We start from the raw sequence: 17173 nt of genomic DNA on the forward strand, positions 1-17173 counted from the left end.
ACGGTACGGCGGGTGTGCGGGTCCCTTGCTCACTTGACGGCGCGCAGCGCGTCGACGATGCCGTGACCGTAGAAGCCGTTGACCTGCCGGCCGCCCTCGCATGTCGCGTCCTGCGTGCCGTCACCGTTCTGGTCGTACGACGCGGGGCAGCCAGGGTTGTTCGCCTGCGCCTTGAGCAGCGCCTGCAGAGCCGCCGGGGGCAGCCACGGGTGCTTGGACTTCAGCAGGGCCGCGACGCCGGCCGCGTGCGGCGAGGCCATCGAGGTGCCCTGGAGCCAGGCGTACTCGCCGTTCGGCATCGTGGACAGGATGCGGCCGTTCTTCGAGGGGGTGTCCGGCAGCTGGTAGCGGCTGTCACCGCCCGGCGCGGCCACGTCGACGACGCCCTTGCCGTACGAGGAGTAGTACGACTTGCGGTTCTCGGAGCCCGTCGCGCTGACCGTGACCACGCCCGGGAGCTGCGTGGGCAGGTCGAAGCACTCGCTCGGGTCGATGGTGCGCGGCACCGCGGTGGTGTCGTTGGGGCTGGACGTGTCGTCGATCGCGTCCGAGGCCAGGTCGTGGTTGGAGTTGCCCGCCGACGCGAAGTGCAGCGTGCCCTTGCGCTGGGCGTACAGCTGGGCGCGGTTGACCGCGTCGACGATGGCCCGCTGGTCGGGGTCGTCCATGCAGTTGTACATCCACGGGTCGACGTAGTAGCTGTTGTTCGTGATCTCCACGCCGTGGTCGGCGGCGAACACGAACGCGCAGACGACGGCCTCCGCGTAGAACAGCCCGTTGGCGGGGTCGGTGACGTTGATCGCCGAGACCTTCACGCCGGGGGCGACACCGGCGACGCCGACGCCGTTGCGGGCGGCGGCGATCTCACCGGCCACGTGCGTGCCGTGGTAGTCGCCCGCCGTGTACGGCCGCCAGGCGCCCGGGGTGGTGTCCGGGGCGCCGCCGAAGCAGTTGGCGGACTGGGACTCCGAGAAGTTCGGGGCGAGATCCGGGTGCGTGTCGTCGACGCCGGTGTCGATGACGGCGACCGTGACGTTCCTGCTGCCCGGGTTGATCTTCGCGGCCTTGTCGGCGCCGATGGCGCGCAGGTCCCACTGGTCGGCCTCGAGCGGCTCGCTGTCCGGCGTCTTCGCCGACGCGGCCTTCAGCTTCGCGGCGTCGGCGGCCGTCAGGTACTCCGCGGAGCCGGCGTCCGTGGTCCCGGCCGGGGCGAGCGGGGCGGTACGGGTGGCGCCGGCCGACTGCACGCCGGGCACCGTGCGGAGGGTCTTCGCGAAGTCGCCGTTCGCGGAACGGACGACGATGACGCCGATCTTCTCGTACGCGATCACGACCTCGCCGTCCGCCGCGGCGATCGCCTGCTTCACCCTGGCGATCGTGCGGTGGTCCGCCTTGGTGTTGACGACGTACGCCAGGACGGGCGCGTCCGCCGCCTGCTCCGCCGTGGCCGTGGCCGGTGCGGCCGAGGCCGCCGCGGGCAGGAAGCCGAGCGAGGCGGTCAGCGACAGCACGACGGGAACGGCGAGGGCGAGCCGGCGTCTGGAACGCAGATGAGCCATGGGGTCTCCACATCATCCGGAAACGAAACCGGCCCGAGACAGGGGTGGCTGCCCGGGCAGGTACATGACGGGTGGTGCAGGGTGAAGCTATCCCGCCCGTCCGCTGGCCAGCAATGATTTGGGTGCAACGTCTTCGGAAAACGTCCACGGAAAAGAACCGAACCGAGTTGAACCGGTCCTCGCGTGGCGCCGTGCCCTTGGGCAGGAAGCGCGAGGACACTCGCCTTCGTCGACGCAAGAACCGACCCGCAACGCGAGGAGACTCCGTGGCCGCCGAAGCACCGCCCCCCTCGACAAAGAAAGCCAAACTCCCCACACCGGAGGAGTTCACCGAGGTTCAGGAGAGCGCTGAGTTCGGTGAACTACGCCGCTCCTACCGTTCGTTCGCCTTCCCGCTGACCGTCGGCTTCATCGTCTGGTACCTGCTGTACGTGCTGCTGTCCAACTACGCGGGCGGCTTCATGGGCGCCAAGCTCGTCGGCAACATCAACGTCGCCTTCGTCTTCGGCGTGCTGCAGTTCGTCAGCACCTTCCTCATCGCCTGGTGGTACTCCAAGCACGCCGCCGCCAAGCTCGACCCCAAGGCCGAGGCCATCAAGACCCGTATGGAGGGCGGCGCATGAGCCCCGCTATCACCCACGTCACCCTCGCCGCGAACGAGGCCGGCGAACACCGGCCGCTGATCATCACGCTGTTCGCGCTGTTCGTGGTCGCCACCCTCGGCATCACCGTGTGGGCCGGCCGGCAGACCAAGGACGCCGCCGACTTCTACGCGGGCGGACGGCAGTTCAGCGCCTTCCAGAACGGACTCGCCGTCTCCGGCGACTACATGTCCGCCGCGTCCTTCCTCGGCATCGCCGGCGCCATCGCCCTCTTCGGCTACGACGGCTTCCTCTACTCCATCGGCTTCCTGGTCGCCTGGCTCGTCGCCCTGCTGCTCGTCGCCGAGCCGCTGCGCAACTCCGGCCGCTACACGATGGGCGACGTCCTCGCCTACCGCATGCGCCAGCGCCCGGTCCGCACCGCCGCCGGCACCTCCACGATCGTCGTGTCGATCTTCTACCTGCTGGCCCAGATGGCGGGCGCGGGCGTGCTCGTCTCCCTGCTGCTCGGCATCACCTCCGACGCCGGCAAGATCCTCATCGTCGCCCTCGTCGGCGTCCTGATGATCGTGTACGTCTCCATCGGCGGCATGAAGGGCACCACCTGGGTCCAGATGGTGAAGGCCGTGCTGCTCATCGGCGGCACGATCCTCATCACCTTCCTGGTGCTGCTGAAGTTCAACTTCAACATCTCCGACCTGCTGGGCAAGGCCGCCGAGAACAGCGGCAAGGGCGACGCCTTCCTGGAGCCCGGCCTCCAGTACGGCGCCGACAACATCACCAAGCTGGACTTCCTCTCCCTGGGCATCGCCCTGGTGCTCGGCACCGCCGGCCTGCCGCACATCCTGATCCGCTTCTACACGGTGCCGAACGCCAAGGCCGCCCGTAAGTCCGTGAACTGGGCCATCGGCATCATCGGCGGCTTCTACCTGATGACCATCGCGCTGGGCTTCGGCGCGGCGGCACTCATCTCGCAGGACGAGATCATCGAGTCCAATCCGTCGGGCAACACGGCGGCGCCGCTGCTCGCCCTGCACATCGGCGGCGTCGACTCGGCCTGGGGCGCGATCCTCCTCGCGACCATCTCGGCGGTGGCGTTCGCGACCATCCTCGCCGTGGTCGCCGGCCTCACGCTGGCCTCGTCGTCCTCCTTCGCGCACGACATCTACGCCAATGTCATCCGCAGGGGGCAGGCCACCGAGAAGGAGGAGATGAGGGCGGCCCGCTGGGCGACCGTCCTCATCGGCATCGTCTCCATCGCGCTCGGCGCCCTCGCCCGCGACCTGAACGTCGCCGGCCTGGTCGCCCTGGCCTTCGCGGTCGCTGCCTCGGCCAACCTGCCGACCATCCTCTACAGCCTGTTCTGGAAGCGGTTCACCACCCAGGGCGCGCTGTGGTCGATCTACGGCGGTCTGATCGTCGCCGTCGGCCTGGTGCTGTTCTCGCCGGTCGTCTCCGGCGACCCGAAGGCGATGTTCCCGGACGTCGACTTCGCCTGGTTCCCGCTGAAGAACCCGGGCATCATCTCCATCCCGTTCGGCTTCCTGATGGGCTGGCTCGGCACCGTCCTGTCGAAGGAGGAGCCGGACGTCAAGAAGTTCGCGGAGCTGGAGGTCCGTTCGCTCACCGGCACCGGCGCCCACTGATCCGCACCGCGCGCGACGGCCGCGTCGCAGGGACCTCCGTAGGTCCCTGCGACGCGGCCGTCCGCATCTCGTCACATCGCGTCGCTGGGGGATGTCGGCCGCGTCACGTACGCTCGCAGGTATCGGGACATGAGTGATCGGCGTCGAGGGAGGGGCCCACGTGCTCATCGACACGTACGGCCGGGTGGCCACCGACCTGCGGGTCTCGCTGACCGACCGGTGCAATCTGCGCTGCACCTACTGCATGCCCGAGGAGGGGCTGCAGTGGCTGGCCAAACCCGACCTGCTCACCGACGACGAGATCGTCCGGCTGATCGGCATCGCGGTCACCTCCCTGGGCATCGAGGAGGTGCGCTTCACCGGGGGTGAGCCCCTGCTCCGCCCCGGCCTGGTCGGCATCGTGGAGCGGGTCGCCGCCCTCGAGCCCCGCCCGCAGATGTCCCTCACCACCAACGGCATCGGCCTGCGCCGTACGGCGGGCGCCCTGAAGGCGGCCGGCCTGGACCGGGTCAACGTCTCCCTCGACACGCTCCGCCCCGACGTGTTCAAGACCCTCACCCGCCGCGACCGCCACCGGGACGTCCTGGACGGCCTGTACGCGGCCCACGAGGCCGGTCTGACGCCCGTGAAGGTCAACTCGGTCCTGATGCCGGGGCTCAACGACGACGAGGCCCCCGACCTGCTCGCCTGGGCCGTGGAGCACGACTACGAGCTCCGGTTCATCGAGCAGATGCCGCTGGACGCCCAGCACGGCTGGAAGCGCGACGGCATGATCACCGCGGGGGACATCCTCGCCTCCCTGCGCACCCGGTTCGAGCTGACCCCCGAGGGCGAGGAGAAGCGCGGGTCCGCCCCCGCCGAGCGCTGGCTGGTCGACGGCGGCCCGCACCGGGTGGGCGTCATCGCCTCCGTCACCCGGCCCTTCTGCGCCGCCTGCGACCGCACCCGCCTCACCGCCGACGGACAGGTCCGCACCTGTCTGTTCGCCACCGAGGAGACCGACCTGCGGGCGGCCCTGCGCTCCGGCGCGGACGACGAGGAGATCGCCCGCATCTGGAAGCTCGCCATGTGGGGCAAGAAGGCGGGCGCGGGCCTCGACGACCCGTCCTTCGTCCAGCCGGACCGTCCGATGTCCGCCATCGGCGGCTGAGCGGCGCGAGACGTTCCGGCCGTCGGTTCAGGCCCCCTCCGGGGCCTCCCACTCCTCGAAGCGCACCACGTCCTTCAGGAAGCCGCGCACCCCGAGGAACTGCGCCAGGTGCTCCCGGTGCTCCTCGCAGGCCAGCCACGTCTTGCGCCGCCGAGGCGTGTGGATCTTCGGGTTGTTCCAGGCCAGCACCCACTCGGCGGGGGCGCGGCAGCCCTTCGCGGAGCAGATGGGCGTCTCGGGGTCAGGGTTGATCACCGTCCGACCCTAACCCGTGTGCCGGAGGGACATCCGCCCCGGGAAAGGCGACGCCGAGCAGCCACGGGGGGAGCTGCCCGGCGTCGGTCCGTCGCTCCGACGGGGGATGCGGAGCGCGTACGAAGTATGTCACGGGTCACCCCGCCCCCGGCACCGGAAGAACATGATTGATCTGAGGTTTCTTTGAGCTTGACCGGGAAGTCACTTCCGCTCCCGGCGTCCGGTGCTCACAGCTCGCTGCTCAGGAGCGGCCCGGATCCTCGGATCGTGCGCCCGGCGCCGTCTGCGACGGCACTTCTTCCGGATCGGGTTCCGTCGCACCGTCGTTCGTCCGCGGCGGTGCGATCATCTGCTTCATCGGGGCCGTCACGAAGGTCGACGGCAAGGACGGCGTGTTCTCCCGCCCCGCGTTGGCGATCACCACGGCGATGTACGGCAGGACCGCCCCGAGCACCAGCGCCACGATCGCGACGTGCCGCTCCACGTTCCACAGGGTCGCCGCCAGGATGACCGAGATCGTGCGAACGGTCATCGAGATCACGTACCGGCGCTGCCGCCCCCGTACGTCCTCCTGCAGGCCCGCCCGGGCGCCCGTGATCCGGAACACCTGAGCGCCGCCGCCACGCTGCTTCCGCATCACATTCCACCATCCGCCCGCATCGGACCCTTCCGGACAACGCCAACGGTACGCCGCACCCCGCCCGGTCACGAGAGCGGGTCACCCGCACCGCGCCGGCCCGGCCGCGCCGTCCCGCGTACGGCATGTCCGACATGCGGCGTACCGCGACTGGGCCGACACTTGCCGTGATGCTCGCGTCAAGTCGTACGAGGAGGCAGTCATGGGCTGGTTGTGGGCGATCATCGTGGGATTCGTGCTCGGCCTGCTCGCCAAGGCGGTGATCCCCGGCAAGCAGCACCTCCCGCTGTGGCTCGCCACCATCTGCGGCATGATCGGCGCGGTCGTCGGCAACGCCATCGCGCGCGGTTTCGGCATCGAGGAGACCCGGGGCATCGACTGGGGGCGGCACATCTTCCAGCTCGGCGCGGCCATCGTCGTCGTGCTGCTCGCGGAGATGATCTACAACTCGATGAAGCGCAGGAAGCACGAGAGGCAGCGGGTCTGACCGGGCCGCCGGACGCGGCGGAGGGGCGGGCCCCGCACGGGACCCCCGCCCCTCACGCACACCGCCGGCTCAGCCGGCCGCGACCTCCACGGCCGCCAGGTTCTTCTTGCCGCGGCGCAGCACCAGCCAGCGCCCGTGCAGCAGGTCCTCCTTCGCGGGCACGGCGTCCTCGGCGGCGACCTTGACGTTGTTCACGTAGGCGCCGCCCTCCTTCACCGTCCGCCGCGCGGCGGACTTGCTGGGCACCAGGCCGACCTCGGCGAACAGGTCCACCACCGGACCGAGCTCGGCCACCTTCACGTGCGGCACCTCGGAGAGTGCCGCCGCCAGCGTGCGCTCGTCCAGCTCACCCAGCTCGCCCTGGCCGAAGAGGGCCTTCGACGCGGCGATCACGGCGGCCGTCTGGTCGGCGCCGTGCACCAGCGTCGTCAGCTCCTCCGCCAGCGCGCGCTGCGCCGCGCGCGCCTGCGGACGCTCCGCCGTCTGCCGCTCCAGCTCCTCCAGCTCCTCGCGGGACTTGAAGGACAGGATCCGCATGTAGCCCGAGATGTCCCGGTCGTCCACGTTCAGCCAGAACTGGTAGAACGCGTACGGCGTGGTCATCTCCGGGTCCAGCCAGACGGCGCCGCCCTCGGTCTTGCCGAACTTGGTGCCGTCCGCCTTGGTCATCAGCGGCGTCGCGTAGGCGTGGACCGTGGCGTCCGGCTCCAGCCGGTGGAGCAGGTCGAGCCCGGCCGTGAGGTTGCCCCACTGGTCGCTGCCCCCCTGCTGCAGGGTGCAGCCGTAGCGGCGGTACAGCTGCAGGAAGTCCATCGCCTGCAGCAGCTGGTAGCTGAACTCCGTGTAGCTGATGCCCTCGGAGGACTCCAGACGCCGGGCCACCGAGTCCTTCGTCAGCATCTTGTTGACGCGGAAGTGCTTGCCGATGTCCCGCAGGAACTCGATCGCGGACAGGTTCGCCGTCCAGTCGAGGTTGTTGACCATCACGGCCGCGTTCTCGCCCTCGAAGGACAGGAACGGCTCGATCTGGCCGCGCAGCCGCTCCACCCAGCCCGCGACGGTCTCCGGAGAGTTCAGCGTGCGTTCGGCCGTCGGCCGCGGGTCGCCGATCTGCCCGGTCGCGCCGCCCACCAGCGCCAGCGGCCGGTGACCGGCCTGCTGGAGCCGGCGCACGGTGAGCACCTGCACCAGGTGCCCCACGTGCAGCGACGGCGCGGTCGGGTCGAAGCCGCAATAGAACGTGACGGGACCGTCCGCGAGCGCCTTGCGCAAAGCGTCCTCGTCAGTGGACTGGGCGAACAGCCCGCGCCACTTCAGCTCGTCGACGATGTCCGTCACGGTTCTCGTGTCTCCTCGGTGATCTGCGGCCGTACGGGCGACGGCCTGCTGCGAACGCCTACGAGGTTATACGCCCCGGCTGACCGAGCTCATATTGAAATCGGGGATGCGCAGCGCGGGCATCGCGGCCCGGGTGAACCAGTCGCTCCACTCCCGGGGCAGCGTCTTCTCCGTACGGCCCGCCTCGGCCGCCCGGCCCAGCAGGTCGACCGGCGACTCGTTGAACCGGAAGTTGTTCACCTCACCGGTGACCTCCCCGTTCTCCACCAGGTACACGCCGTCCCTGGTCAGCCCGGTGAGCAGCAGCGTCGCCGGGTCCACCTCGCGGATGTACCACAGGCACGTCAGCAGCAGGCAGGGCCCGCGATGGTCCGTGGCCGCGACCATCTCCTCCAGCGAGCGGTCCTCGCCGCCGTCCAGGATCAGGTTGTCGACGGCGGGCGCGGTCGGCAGGCCGGTCAGGCCCGCGCTGTGCCGGCTGGTGGTCAGCCGGTGCAGCTCGCCCTCGCGCACCCAGTCCGTCGCCGACAGCGGCAGCCCGTTGTCGAACACCGACTGGTCGCCGCCGGAGGAGTGCGCGATCACGAACGGCGCCGACTCGAGCCCCGGCTCGTTCGGGTCGCTGCGCAGCGTCAGCGGCAGCTCGGTCAGCCGCTCGCCGACGCGGGTGCCGCCGCCCGGCCTGGAGAACACCGTGCGGCCCTCCGCCGCGTCCCGCCCGGACGCCGACCACAGCTGGTAGATCAGCAGGTCCGCCACCGCGGTCGGCGGCAGCAGCGTCTCGTAGCGGCCCGCCGGCAGCTCCAGCCGCCGCTCCGCCCAGCCGAGGCGTACGGCCAGCTCGGCGTCGAGCGCGGCCGGGTCCACGTCCTTGAAGTCGCGGGTGGAGCGGCCCGCCCACGCCGACCGGGTGCGGTCCGGCGACTTGGCGTTGACCTCCAGCGTGCCGTTCGGCTGGTCGTGCCGCAGCCGCAGCCCCGTCGACGTGCCCAGGTACGTGGACACCATCTCGTGGTTCGCGAAGCCGTACAGCTCCCGGCCGCCGGTCCGGGCCCGGGCGAACGCCTCGCCCAGCGCCGGGGCGAAGTCGGCGAACACCGCGGAGGTCGTCTCGGCCGGCGCCTCGGTGAACTCGGGGGACGGGTCCACGCCCGTCACCAGCGGCTGGGCGTCCTCGGCCGGACCGGCGCCGCGCGCGGCGGCCTCGGCGGCCCGCACCAGCGGCTCCAGCTCGTCCGCGGTCACCGCGGACCGGGACACCACCCCGGAGGCCGTCCCCTGGGCGCCGTCCACCGTGGCGATCACGGTGAGGGTGCGTCCGCGGGTGACCCCGTTCGTGGTGAGCGCGTTGCCCGCCCAGCGGAGGTTGGCGGACGAGTGCTCGTCGGCGATCACGACACAGCCGTCGGACCGGGACAGCTCCAGCGCCCGCTCGACGATCTCGTGCGGCTTGGTGGTGCGCGCGCTCATCGCCCGGCCTCCTGCGTGGTGTTCAGAATGTTGACTCCCTTGAACAGGGCGGACGGGCAGCCGTGGGAGACCGCCGCGACCTGGCCCGGCTGGGCCTTGCCGCAGTTGAAGGCGCCGCCCAGGACGTACGTCTGCGGACCGCCGACGGCGGCCATGGAGCCCCAGAAGTCGGTGGTCGTGGCCTGGTAGGCGACGTCCTTCAGCTGGCCGGCCAGCCGGCCGTTCTCGATGCGGTAGAAGCGCTGCCCGGTGAACTGGAAGTTGTAGCGCTGCATGTCGATGGACCACGACCGGTCGCCGACGACATAGATGCCGCGGTCGACCGACCCGATCAGGTCCTCCGTCGACATCCCCGCCGGATCCGGCCGCAGCGACACGTTGGCCATGCGCTGCACCGGCACACGGCCGGGGGAGTCGGCGAACGCGCACCCGTTGGACCGCTCGAACCCGGTCAGCTTCGCGATCCGCCGGTCCAGCTGGTAACCCACCAGGGTGCCGTCCTTCACCAGGTCCCACGACTGCGCCTCGACGCCTTCGTCGTCGTAGCCGACGGTCGCCAGACCGTGCTCGGCGGTGCGGTCGCCGGTGACGTTCATCAGCTCGGAGCCGTACCTCAGCTTGCCGAGCTGGTCGAAGGTGGCGAACGAGGTGCCGGCGTAGGCGGCCTCGTAGCCGAGGGCGCGGTCCAGCTCGGTGGCGTGCCCGATCGACTCGTGGATGGTCAGCCACAGGTTGGACGGGTCCACCACCAGGTCGTACAGCCCCGGCTCGACGCTCGGCGCGCGCATCTTCTCGGCGAGCAGCTCGGGGATCCGCGCCAGCTCGTCGTCCCAGTCCCAGCCGGTGCCCGTCAGGTACTCCCAGCCGCGGCCGACCGGCGGCGCGAGGGTGCGCATCGAGTCGAACTCGCCGCTGGACTCGTCGACGGAGACCGCCGTCAGCACCGGGTGCAGCCGGACGCGCTGCTGCGTGGTCACGGTCCCGGCGGTGTCCGCGTAGAACTTGTTCTCGTGCACGGTGAGCAGCGAGGCGTCCACGTGGTCCACGCCGTACGCCGCGAGGAGCCGCCCGCTCCACTCGGCGAGCAGCCCCGCCTTCTCCTCGTCGGGCACGGTGAACGGGTCGATCTCGTACGACGACACCCAGGTCTTCTCGGCGTGCACCGGCTCGTCGGCCAGCTCCACGCGCTCGTCCGACCCGGCCGCCCGGATCACCTGCGCGGACAGCTTCGCCATGGCCACCGCCTGGGAGGCGACCTTCGCGGCGGCGTCGAGGGTGAGGTCCACCCCGGACGCGAAGCCCCAGGTGCCGCCGTGCACCACGCGCACCGCGTACCCGAGGTCGGTGGTGTCCGACGAACCGGCGGGCTTGGCGTCCCTCAGCCGCCAGGAGGCGCTGCGCACCCGCTCCAGACGGAAGTCCGCGTGCTCCGCCCCGAGCGCCCGCGCCCGGGCGAGCGCGGCGTCGGCGAGGGCGCGTAGCGGCAGGGCTGTGAAGGCTTCGTCAATGCTATGAGACACCTACGTCTCTTCCTGTCGGGTTCGAATCGTTCGGTTGTCGCTGCGTCGAGTTGGCGCTGCGGCGCATCATGTCGCGCCGGGCCGCACCGGGACCACAACTTTGCGGCGAGCCCCGCCGTATTCGTGTGACCGCGCAGCTGACCGCCGTCGTCCGGCCGGGTCGTTTCTGTAGGGACCCGACAGAGCGGCTCCCATGCCACTGTCGGTGCCCCGATGTCCCGGGGCGGACCGGGACCGATAGGTTTTCGGTGCAGCCGCCTGTCGTCACGGTGTCCGGGCGGGTGGAACAGACCGCTATCGAAGGGGTGATCCGTTGAGCCGCTCGGTTCTCGTCACCGGAGGCAACCGGGGCATCGGCCTCGCCATCGCCCGCGCGTTCGCCGACGCCGGCGACAAGGTCGCCATCACGTACCGCTCGGGTGAGCCCCCGGCCGGCTTCCTCGCCGTCCGGTGCGACATCACCGACGCCGAGCAGGTGGAGCAGGCCTACAAGGAGATCGAGGAGGCGCACGGTCCCGTCGAGGTGCTCGTCGCCAACGCCGGGATCACCCGGGACCAGCTCCTGATGCGCATGACCGAGGAGGACTTCACGTCCGTCCTCGAGACCAACCTCACCGGCACCTTCCGCGTCGTCAAGCGCGCCAACCGCGGCATGCTGCGCGCCCGCAAGGGCCGCGTCGTGCTGATCTCCTCGGTCGTCGGGCTGCTCGGCTCCGCGGGACAGGCCAACTACGCCGCCTCCAAGGCCGGCCTGGTGGGCTTCGCGCGGTCACTCGCCCGTGAGCTGGGCTCGCGCAACATCACCTTCAACGTCGTCGCGCCCGGTTTCGTCGACACCGACATGACCCGGGAGCTCACCGACGAGCAGCAGGCGAAGATCCTCGCCCAGGTGCCGCTCGCCCGGTACGCGAAGACCGAGGAGATCGCCGCCGCGGTGCGCTTCCTCGCCTCGGACGACGCCTCGTACATCACTGGAGCCGTCATTCCCGTTGACGGCGGACTGGGAATGGGTCACTGACACACATGAGCGGAATTCTCGAGGGCAAGCGCGTCCTGATCACCGGTGTGCTGATGGAGTCGTCCATCGCCTTCCACACCGCCAAGCTGGCCCAGGAGCAGGGTGCCGAGATCATCCTGACCGCGTTCCCGCGGCCCACCCTGACCGAGCGCATCGCGAAGAAGCTGCCCAAGCCCGCCAAGGTCATCGAGCTCGACGTCACCAACGACGAGCACCTGGGCCGCCTGGCCGACGTCGTCGGCGAGGAGCTCGGCGGTCTGGACGGCGTCGTGCACTCCATCGGCTTCGCGCCGCAGGACGCCCTCGGCGGCAACTTCCTCAACACGCCGTTCGAGTCGGTCGCCACGGCCATGCACGTCTCGGCGTTCTCCCTGAAGTCGCTCACCATGGCCTGCCTGCCGCTGATGCAGAACGGCGGCTCCGTCGTCGGCCTCACCTTCGACGCGCAGTACGCCTGGCCGCAGTACGACTGGATGGGTCCGGCCAAGGCCGCCCTGGAGGCCACGAGCCGCTACATGGCGCGGGACCTGGGCAAGCAGAACATCCGCTGCAACCTCATCTCCGCCGGCCCCATCGGCTCCATGGCCGCCAAGTCCATCCCCGGCTTCTCGGAGCTGGCCTCCGTGTGGGACACGCGCGCCCCGCTGGAGTGGGACCTCAAGGACCCGGAGCCGGCCGGCCGCGGCGTCGTCGCCCTGCTGAGCGACTGGTTCCCGAAGACCACGGGCGAGATCGTCCACGTGGACGGCGGTCTGCACGCCGTCGGCGCCTGACACCCGGCACAGCGCGAGGGCCCGCGTCCCCCAGGGGGCGCGGGCCCTCGCGCGTGTCCAGCGGCGCCCGCCCACGCGCGGGTGCGGAGGGCTCGCTCAGTCGCCCGCGGGGGACGTGAACCGCCCCGGCTTGCACGCCATGGGGTAGGAGGCGGCCTCCTCGGCAGCCGTCGCCTCGTCGCCCGCGCGGATCGCGTCCACCAGTCCGCTGTGGTCCATGTGCGTCTCCGGCGACATGTCCCCGCCCACGTCGTCGCGCAGCCAGTCCCGCAGCACCTCGCCCAGGTCCGCGTACAGCGCGGTCATCACGTCGTTGTGCGAGGCCGCCACGACCGCCATGTGGAAGGTCGCGTCCGCCGTCACGAACGTCTCCGCGTCGCCCGACTCCCACGCCTCCTCGCGGCGCTGCAACAGCGTGTCGAGCTGCTTGAGGTCCTTCTCCGTGCGCCGCTGCGCCGCCAGCCGCGCCGCCGAGGACTCCAGGGAGGAGCGCAGCTCCGCGATGTGGCGGGGGTCGGCGCCGGCGAAGCGGCGGTGCATCACGCCGGCCAGCTCGCTGGTGGCGACCACGTAGGTGCCCGATCCCTGGCGGATGTCGAGCAGGCCGTTGTGCGCCAGCGCGCGCACCGCCTCGCGGACGGTGTTACGGGCGACCCCCAGCTGCTCCACCAGCTCCGGCTCGGTGGGGACGCGTGAGCCGACCGGCCACTCGCCCGACGTGATCTGGGCCCGCAGTGCGGCGATGACCTGCTCGGACAGCGCGGATCGGCGCGGATGGCTCAGAGGCATGCTTCACCTTCGCACGGCAGAGGCCGCGTACGACGCCCGCCACATGGACAACCAATCATCCCATGATTCTATGATGGGTCGCATGACTCGTATGACTGGTGACGGGACCCGGACGACCGCGTCCGCCACCGCCCGTACGTCCGCCGCGACCGCGCCCCCGGAACACGTCGGCGCCCCCACGCGCGCGTGGCGGAAACGGCTGCTCGTCGCCGGCATCGTGCTGGCCGCCCTGAACCTGCGCCCCGCGATCACCAGCTTCGGCGCCCTGCTGGAAGAGGTGCGCGACGGGCTCGGCATGAGCGGCAGCGTGGCCGGGCTGCTCACCTCCCTGCCCGCGCTGTGTTTCGCCGTCTTCGGCGTCACCGCGCCCCGACTCGCCCGACGCTTCGGCCCCGGCGCGGTGGTGTGCGCGGGCATGGCAGCCATCGCCACCGGTCTGCTGGTCCGGCCCTTCGTCGGCACCACCGCCGCCTTCCTGCTCACCAGCGGTCTCGCGCTCGCCGGCATAGCCGTGAGCAACGTGCTGATGCCGGTCATCGTCAAGCGCTGGTTCCCCGACCGGGTCGGCTCCATGACCGGTCTCTACTCGATGGCCCTCGCCCTCGGCACCGCCTCGGCGGCGGCCGTGACCGTCCCGGTGACGGACGCGCTCGGCGGCGACTGGCAGGCGGGGCTCGCCGTCTGGGCGGCCCTCGCCGCGGCCGCCGTCCTGCCCTGGCTGGCCTTCGTGCGGGACGGGGGCGGCACCCCGGGCCCGGGGGACGGGCGGCCGGAGGAGCGGCACGCCGGGCAGGCGCCGGTGCTGCGCATCACCCGCAGCCGTACGGCGTGGGCGCTGGCCGTGTTCTTCGGGCTCCAGGCCACGGCCGCCTACATCACCATGGGCTGGATGGCGCAGATCTTCCGCGACGCGGGCGTTCCCGCCGGCCGGGCCGGACTGCTGCTGGCCGTCACCATGGTGATGGGCGTGCCCCTGGCGTTCGTCATCCCGCGCCTCGCCGCCCGCCTGCCCCGCCAGGGCCCGATCGTGCTCGCCCTGGGCGTCAGCGGCCTGATCGGCTACGCGGGCCTCTACTTCGCCCCGGCCGCCGGCGCCTGGGTCTGGGCGGTGCTGCTGGGTGTCGCCAACTGCGCCTTCCCGCTCGCGCTCACCATGGTCGGCATGCGGGCCCGGACGGGCGGGGGCGTGGCGCAGCTGTCCGCCTTCGCGCAGAGCACCGGCTACCTGATCTCCATCCCCGGGCCGCTGCTGGTGGGCGTGCTGTACCAGCACAGCGGGGGCTGGGGGCTGCCGATCGCGCTGATGGCGGGGCTGATGGTCCCGCAGATGATCGTGGGGGTCCTGGCCGGGCGGGACCGCACGGTGGAGGACGAGGCGGCGGGCTGAGACGCCCGGCGTACGGCTCGGGGGGCGTGCCCCGGCCCTGGGCCCCGCCCAGGGTCCCGCGCCGGGGCGCCGCGCCCGCCGGGGACCCCGTGGGCGATGCCGGACGGTGAAGGTGCGACACTTTCCCCATGCCAGTCCTCGAGCCGAACCCGCAGAACGGCCAGAAGAAGATGCTGCTCGTCTTCGGCGCGTTCTTCGCGATCTTCATCGTCATCGGCGTCATCGCGACGGTGCTGGCGCCCTGAGCGGACCGCTGTTGTCCCACCCCTGAGCGGGGTGACCGGATTCGTCCCCTTGATGGTGGTGCTGGCACCACCGTCCCCTAGGGGGCCAGGCTCAGGGTCAAGTGGGTGGATCACCGGATGGGTCGGCTCCCCGCCGATCCGTACCTTCGAGATGTGGCCGCGACCGGCGGCCACGGAGCATTCGAAGAGCGGAGGCACCCATGTCGGCGCGCACGCACTCCCGGCCCGTTCCGGCCCCCCGGGCCGGTGCCGCCACCCGGCTGCCGTGGTGGGCCCTGGCCCTCCCCACCCTCGCCTTCGTGGCCCTGCTCGCCCTCGTCCTCCACCCCTCCGACGCGCACGCGACCGCCGGTGAGCCCGCGCTCACCGTCCTCGTCGAGCGGGCGCAGCAGCTCATGGCCCGCTGAACGCGCCGAGACGCCGGTCAACTCCCTGCGCCCTGTGGCCTGTTTCATGCGAAGCTGGGTGCCATGAGCGTCGCAGAACCCCGCAGGATTGTCCTTTTCCGGCATGCGAAAGCCGACTGGCCTCCGGTGTCCGACCACGAGCGGCCCCTCGCCGAGCGAGGCCGCCTGGACGCCGCGGCCGCCGGCCGCAAGCTGGCCGACTCCGGCGTCGCCTTCGATCTGGCCCTGTGCTCCACGGCGGTCCGCACCCGCGAGACCTGGAAGCTCGCGGTCCACGAGTTCCCCAAGCGGCCGAAAACCGTCTACGAGGAGCGGATCTACGAGGCTTCGCCCGGCGAGCTGATCGCCCTGCTCAACGAGACCCCCGACGACGCGCAGAACGTCCTGCTGATCGGACACAACCCGGGCGTGCAGGGGCTGGCCGACATCCTGGCCGGCGCGTCCGAGGGCGACGCGCGCGAGCGCATGACGCGGCGCGGTTTCCCGGCCGCCGCCTTCGCGGTCCTGACCTTCACCGGCCCCTGGAAGTCCCTGGAGCCCGGCACCGCCGCGCTGGTCGACTACTGGGCGCCCACCGAGTGACCCCCGGCTGACCCGCCCGGCACGACAGGGGCCCGGCACCGACCTCGTCGGCGCCGGGCCCGTCCGTCGTCACGGCCGGTGCGCCCGGGTCAGTCGCCGGCGAGCGTGTCCGCGGCCTCGACCTCTTCCCGCGTGATGCCCAGCAGGTAGAGGACGGTGTCGAGGAAGGGGACGTTCACGGCCGTGTGGGCCGCCTCCCGCACCACCGGCTTGGCGTTGAAGGCGACACCGAGACCGGCCGCGTTCAGCATGTCCAGGTCGTTCGCCCCGTCACCGATCGCCACCGTCTGCGACAACGGCACGCCCGCCTCGGCCGCGAAGCGGCGCAGCAGCCGGGCCTTGCCCGCCCGGTCCACGATCTCGCCGGTCACCCGGCCGGTGAGCCTGCCGTCGACGATCTCCAGCGTGTTGGCCTGCGCGAAGTCCAGACCGAGGCGCTCCTTCAGGTCGTCGGTGACCTGGGTGAAGCCGCCCGACACCACGCCCACCTGATAGCCGAGCCGCTTGAGCGTACGGATCAGGGTGCGGGCGCCCGGCGTCAGACGCACCTCGCTGCGCACCTTGTCGATCACGGAGGCGTCGAGGCCCTCCAGCAGCGCCACCCGCGCGTGCAGCGACTGCTCGAAGTCCAGCTCTCCGCGCATCGCCGCCGCCGTCACCTCGGCGACCTGGTCCTCACAGCCGGCGTGCGCCGCGAAGAGCTCGATCACCTCGTCCTGGATGAGCGTGGAGTCCACGTCCATCACCACCAGGCGCTGCGCCCTGCGGTACAGGCCCGCCGCGACCACCGCGATGTCGACCCGGAACCGGGCCGCGTCCGTCACCAGCGCGGTGCGCAGCGCCTCCGTCTCCACACCGGACACCGCGAACTCCACCGCGGTCACCGGGTACTTGGCTAGCCGGAAGATACGGTCGATGTTGCCGCCGGCCTTGGTGATCCGCGCGGCGACCGCCGCCGTCGCCTCCGAGGTGAGGGGGTGGCCCAGCACGGTCACCAGGGACCTGCCGAGACCGCGGGGGCGGTTGTCGCCCTTGCCCGAGATGATCTCCGCCTGCATCTTGATCGAGTCCGCCCAGCTGTGGACGGTCGCCCTCAGGTCGCCCTCCATCCCGGCCGGAGGCTGGGTCACGAGCGCGCACAGCACGATGCGGCCGCGGGTGACGACCTGCTCGATGTCGACCACGTCGACGGAGTAGGCGGCGAGGGTGTCGAAGAGGCCGGCCGTGATGCCCGGCCTGTCCTTGCCGAAGATCTTGACCAGGAGGGTGGGAACGTCGGAGGTCTGCGATGCGCTCATGGTGTTCTTA

The 17173-nt window shown here is 71.3% G+C and carries 18 protein-coding genes; 10 read left to right on the forward strand and 8 right to left on the reverse strand.

Annotated features, from left to right (window positions below; genetic code table 11):
• Window positions 1–29: 29 nt before the first annotated feature.
• Window positions 30–1559 carry a S8 family peptidase gene (locus ELQ39_RS25175; protein WP_225644450.1) on the reverse strand — a complete coding sequence of 510 codons (1530 nt, stop codon included), beginning with the start codon at window positions 1557–1559 and terminating at the stop codon, window positions 30–32.
• A gap of 266 nt (window positions 1560–1825) precedes the next feature.
• Between ELQ39_RS25175 and ELQ39_RS25180 the strand changes: the two genes are divergently transcribed.
• The 3 genes from ELQ39_RS25180 (at window position 1826) to moaA (ending at window position 4957) form a co-directional block, all read left to right on the forward strand.
• A complete protein-coding gene (locus ELQ39_RS25180; RefSeq protein ID WP_242594108.1) occupies window positions 1826–2182 on the forward strand; it encodes a DUF485 domain-containing protein in 357 nt (118 codons plus the stop codon).
• Window positions 2179–3807: a solute symporter family protein gene (locus ELQ39_RS25185; protein WP_190005057.1), complete on the forward strand. Its 1629-nt coding sequence runs from the start codon at window positions 2179–2181 to the stop codon at window positions 3805–3807. The genes ELQ39_RS25180 and ELQ39_RS25185 overlap by 4 nt, the downstream gene beginning before the upstream one ends.
• 160 nt (window positions 3808–3967) lie before the next feature.
• Complete coding sequence (moaA, locus tag ELQ39_RS25190) at window positions 3968–4957, forward strand: GTP 3',8-cyclase MoaA (protein WP_190005056.1); 990 nt, start codon at window positions 3968–3970, stop codon at window positions 4955–4957.
• Between the two features lie 27 nt (window positions 4958–4984).
• Here moaA and ELQ39_RS25195 read toward each other — a convergent pair whose 3' ends face one another.
• Window positions 4985–5212: a hypothetical protein gene (locus ELQ39_RS25195; RefSeq protein ID WP_048458521.1), complete on the reverse strand. Its 228-nt coding sequence runs from the start codon at window positions 5210–5212 to the stop codon at window positions 4985–4987.
• Between the two features lie 241 nt (window positions 5213–5453).
• A complete protein-coding gene (locus tag ELQ39_RS25200) occupies window positions 5454–5849 on the reverse strand; it encodes a DUF3099 domain-containing protein (RefSeq protein ID WP_190005055.1) in 396 nt (131 codons plus the stop codon).
• A gap of 202 nt (window positions 5850–6051) precedes the next feature.
• Between ELQ39_RS25200 and ELQ39_RS25205 the strand changes: the two genes are divergently transcribed.
• On the forward strand, window positions 6052–6336 hold the full coding sequence (locus ELQ39_RS25205) for a GlsB/YeaQ/YmgE family stress response membrane protein (protein ID WP_190005054.1): 285 nt from the start codon (window positions 6052–6054) through the stop codon (window positions 6334–6336).
• 69 nt (window positions 6337–6405) lie between these two features.
• Here the strand turns inward: ELQ39_RS25205 and tyrS are convergent, their stop codons facing one another.
• The 3 genes from tyrS to ELQ39_RS25220 form a co-directional block, all read right to left on the reverse strand.
• A complete protein-coding gene (tyrS, locus tag ELQ39_RS25210) occupies window positions 6406–7674 on the reverse strand; it encodes a tyrosine--tRNA ligase (RefSeq protein WP_190005053.1) in 1269 nt (422 codons plus the stop codon).
• 66 nt (window positions 7675–7740) lie between these two features.
• Window positions 7741–9144 (reverse strand): metallopeptidase TldD-related protein, encoded by a 1404-nt coding sequence (locus ELQ39_RS25215; RefSeq protein ID WP_225627412.1) that lies wholly within the window; start codon window positions 9142–9144, stop codon window positions 7741–7743.
• A complete protein-coding gene (locus ELQ39_RS25220; RefSeq protein WP_242594111.1) occupies window positions 9141–10664 on the reverse strand; it encodes a TldD/PmbA family protein in 1524 nt (507 codons plus the stop codon). The genes ELQ39_RS25215 and ELQ39_RS25220 overlap by 4 nt, the downstream gene beginning before the upstream one ends.
• Before the next feature lie 313 nt (window positions 10665–10977).
• On the opposite strand from ELQ39_RS25220, the gene fabG reads away from it, so the two are divergent.
• Together fabG and fabI are read left to right on the forward strand one after the other, a co-directional pair.
• Window positions 10978–11682: a 3-oxoacyl-[acyl-carrier-protein] reductase gene (gene fabG, locus ELQ39_RS25225; RefSeq protein ID WP_225644458.1), complete on the forward strand. Its 705-nt coding sequence runs from the start codon at window positions 10978–10980 to the stop codon at window positions 11680–11682.
• 5 nt (window positions 11683–11687) lie between these two features.
• A complete protein-coding gene (fabI, locus tag ELQ39_RS25230; protein WP_190005041.1) occupies window positions 11688–12455 on the forward strand; it encodes an enoyl-ACP reductase FabI in 768 nt (255 codons plus the stop codon).
• A 96-nt stretch (window positions 12456–12551) separates the two neighbouring features.
• Here fabI and ELQ39_RS25235 read toward each other — a convergent pair whose 3' ends face one another.
• Window positions 12552–13244: a FadR/GntR family transcriptional regulator gene (locus tag ELQ39_RS25235; protein WP_190005040.1), complete on the reverse strand. Its 693-nt coding sequence runs from the start codon at window positions 13242–13244 to the stop codon at window positions 12552–12554.
• A gap of 91 nt (window positions 13245–13335) precedes the next feature.
• Between ELQ39_RS25235 and ELQ39_RS25240 the strand changes: the two genes are divergently transcribed.
• The 4 genes from ELQ39_RS25240 (at window position 13336) to ELQ39_RS25250 (ending at window position 15865) form a co-directional block, all read left to right on the forward strand.
• Window positions 13336–14631: a CynX/NimT family MFS transporter gene (locus ELQ39_RS25240; protein WP_242595655.1), complete on the forward strand. Its 1296-nt coding sequence runs from the start codon at window positions 13336–13338 to the stop codon at window positions 14629–14631.
• A gap of 128 nt (window positions 14632–14759) precedes the next feature.
• Complete coding sequence (locus ELQ39_RS32450; RefSeq protein WP_019522097.1) at window positions 14760–14876, forward strand: SGM_5486 family transporter-associated protein; 117 nt, start codon at window positions 14760–14762, stop codon at window positions 14874–14876.
• A 200-nt stretch (window positions 14877–15076) separates the two neighbouring features.
• Window positions 15077–15283 (forward strand): hypothetical protein, encoded by a 207-nt coding sequence (locus ELQ39_RS25245; protein ID WP_225644460.1) that lies wholly within the window; start codon window positions 15077–15079, stop codon window positions 15281–15283.
• A 63-nt stretch (window positions 15284–15346) separates the two neighbouring features.
• Window positions 15347–15865 carry a histidine phosphatase family protein gene (locus ELQ39_RS25250; RefSeq protein WP_190005038.1) on the forward strand — a complete coding sequence of 173 codons (519 nt, stop codon included), beginning with the start codon at window positions 15347–15349 and terminating at the stop codon, window positions 15863–15865.
• 89 nt (window positions 15866–15954) lie between these two features.
• Here ELQ39_RS25250 and serB read toward each other — a convergent pair whose 3' ends face one another.
• Window positions 15955–17163, reverse strand: a complete 1209-nt coding sequence (gene serB / locus ELQ39_RS25255; RefSeq protein WP_225627415.1) for a phosphoserine phosphatase SerB — start codon at window positions 17161–17163, stop codon at window positions 15955–15957.
• Window positions 17164–17173: the final 10 nt, after the last annotated feature.

The organism is Streptomyces sp. GB4-14, assembly GCF_022696125.1.
Lineage (GTDB): Bacteria > Actinomycetota > Actinomycetes > Streptomycetales > Streptomycetaceae > Streptomyces > Streptomyces werraensis.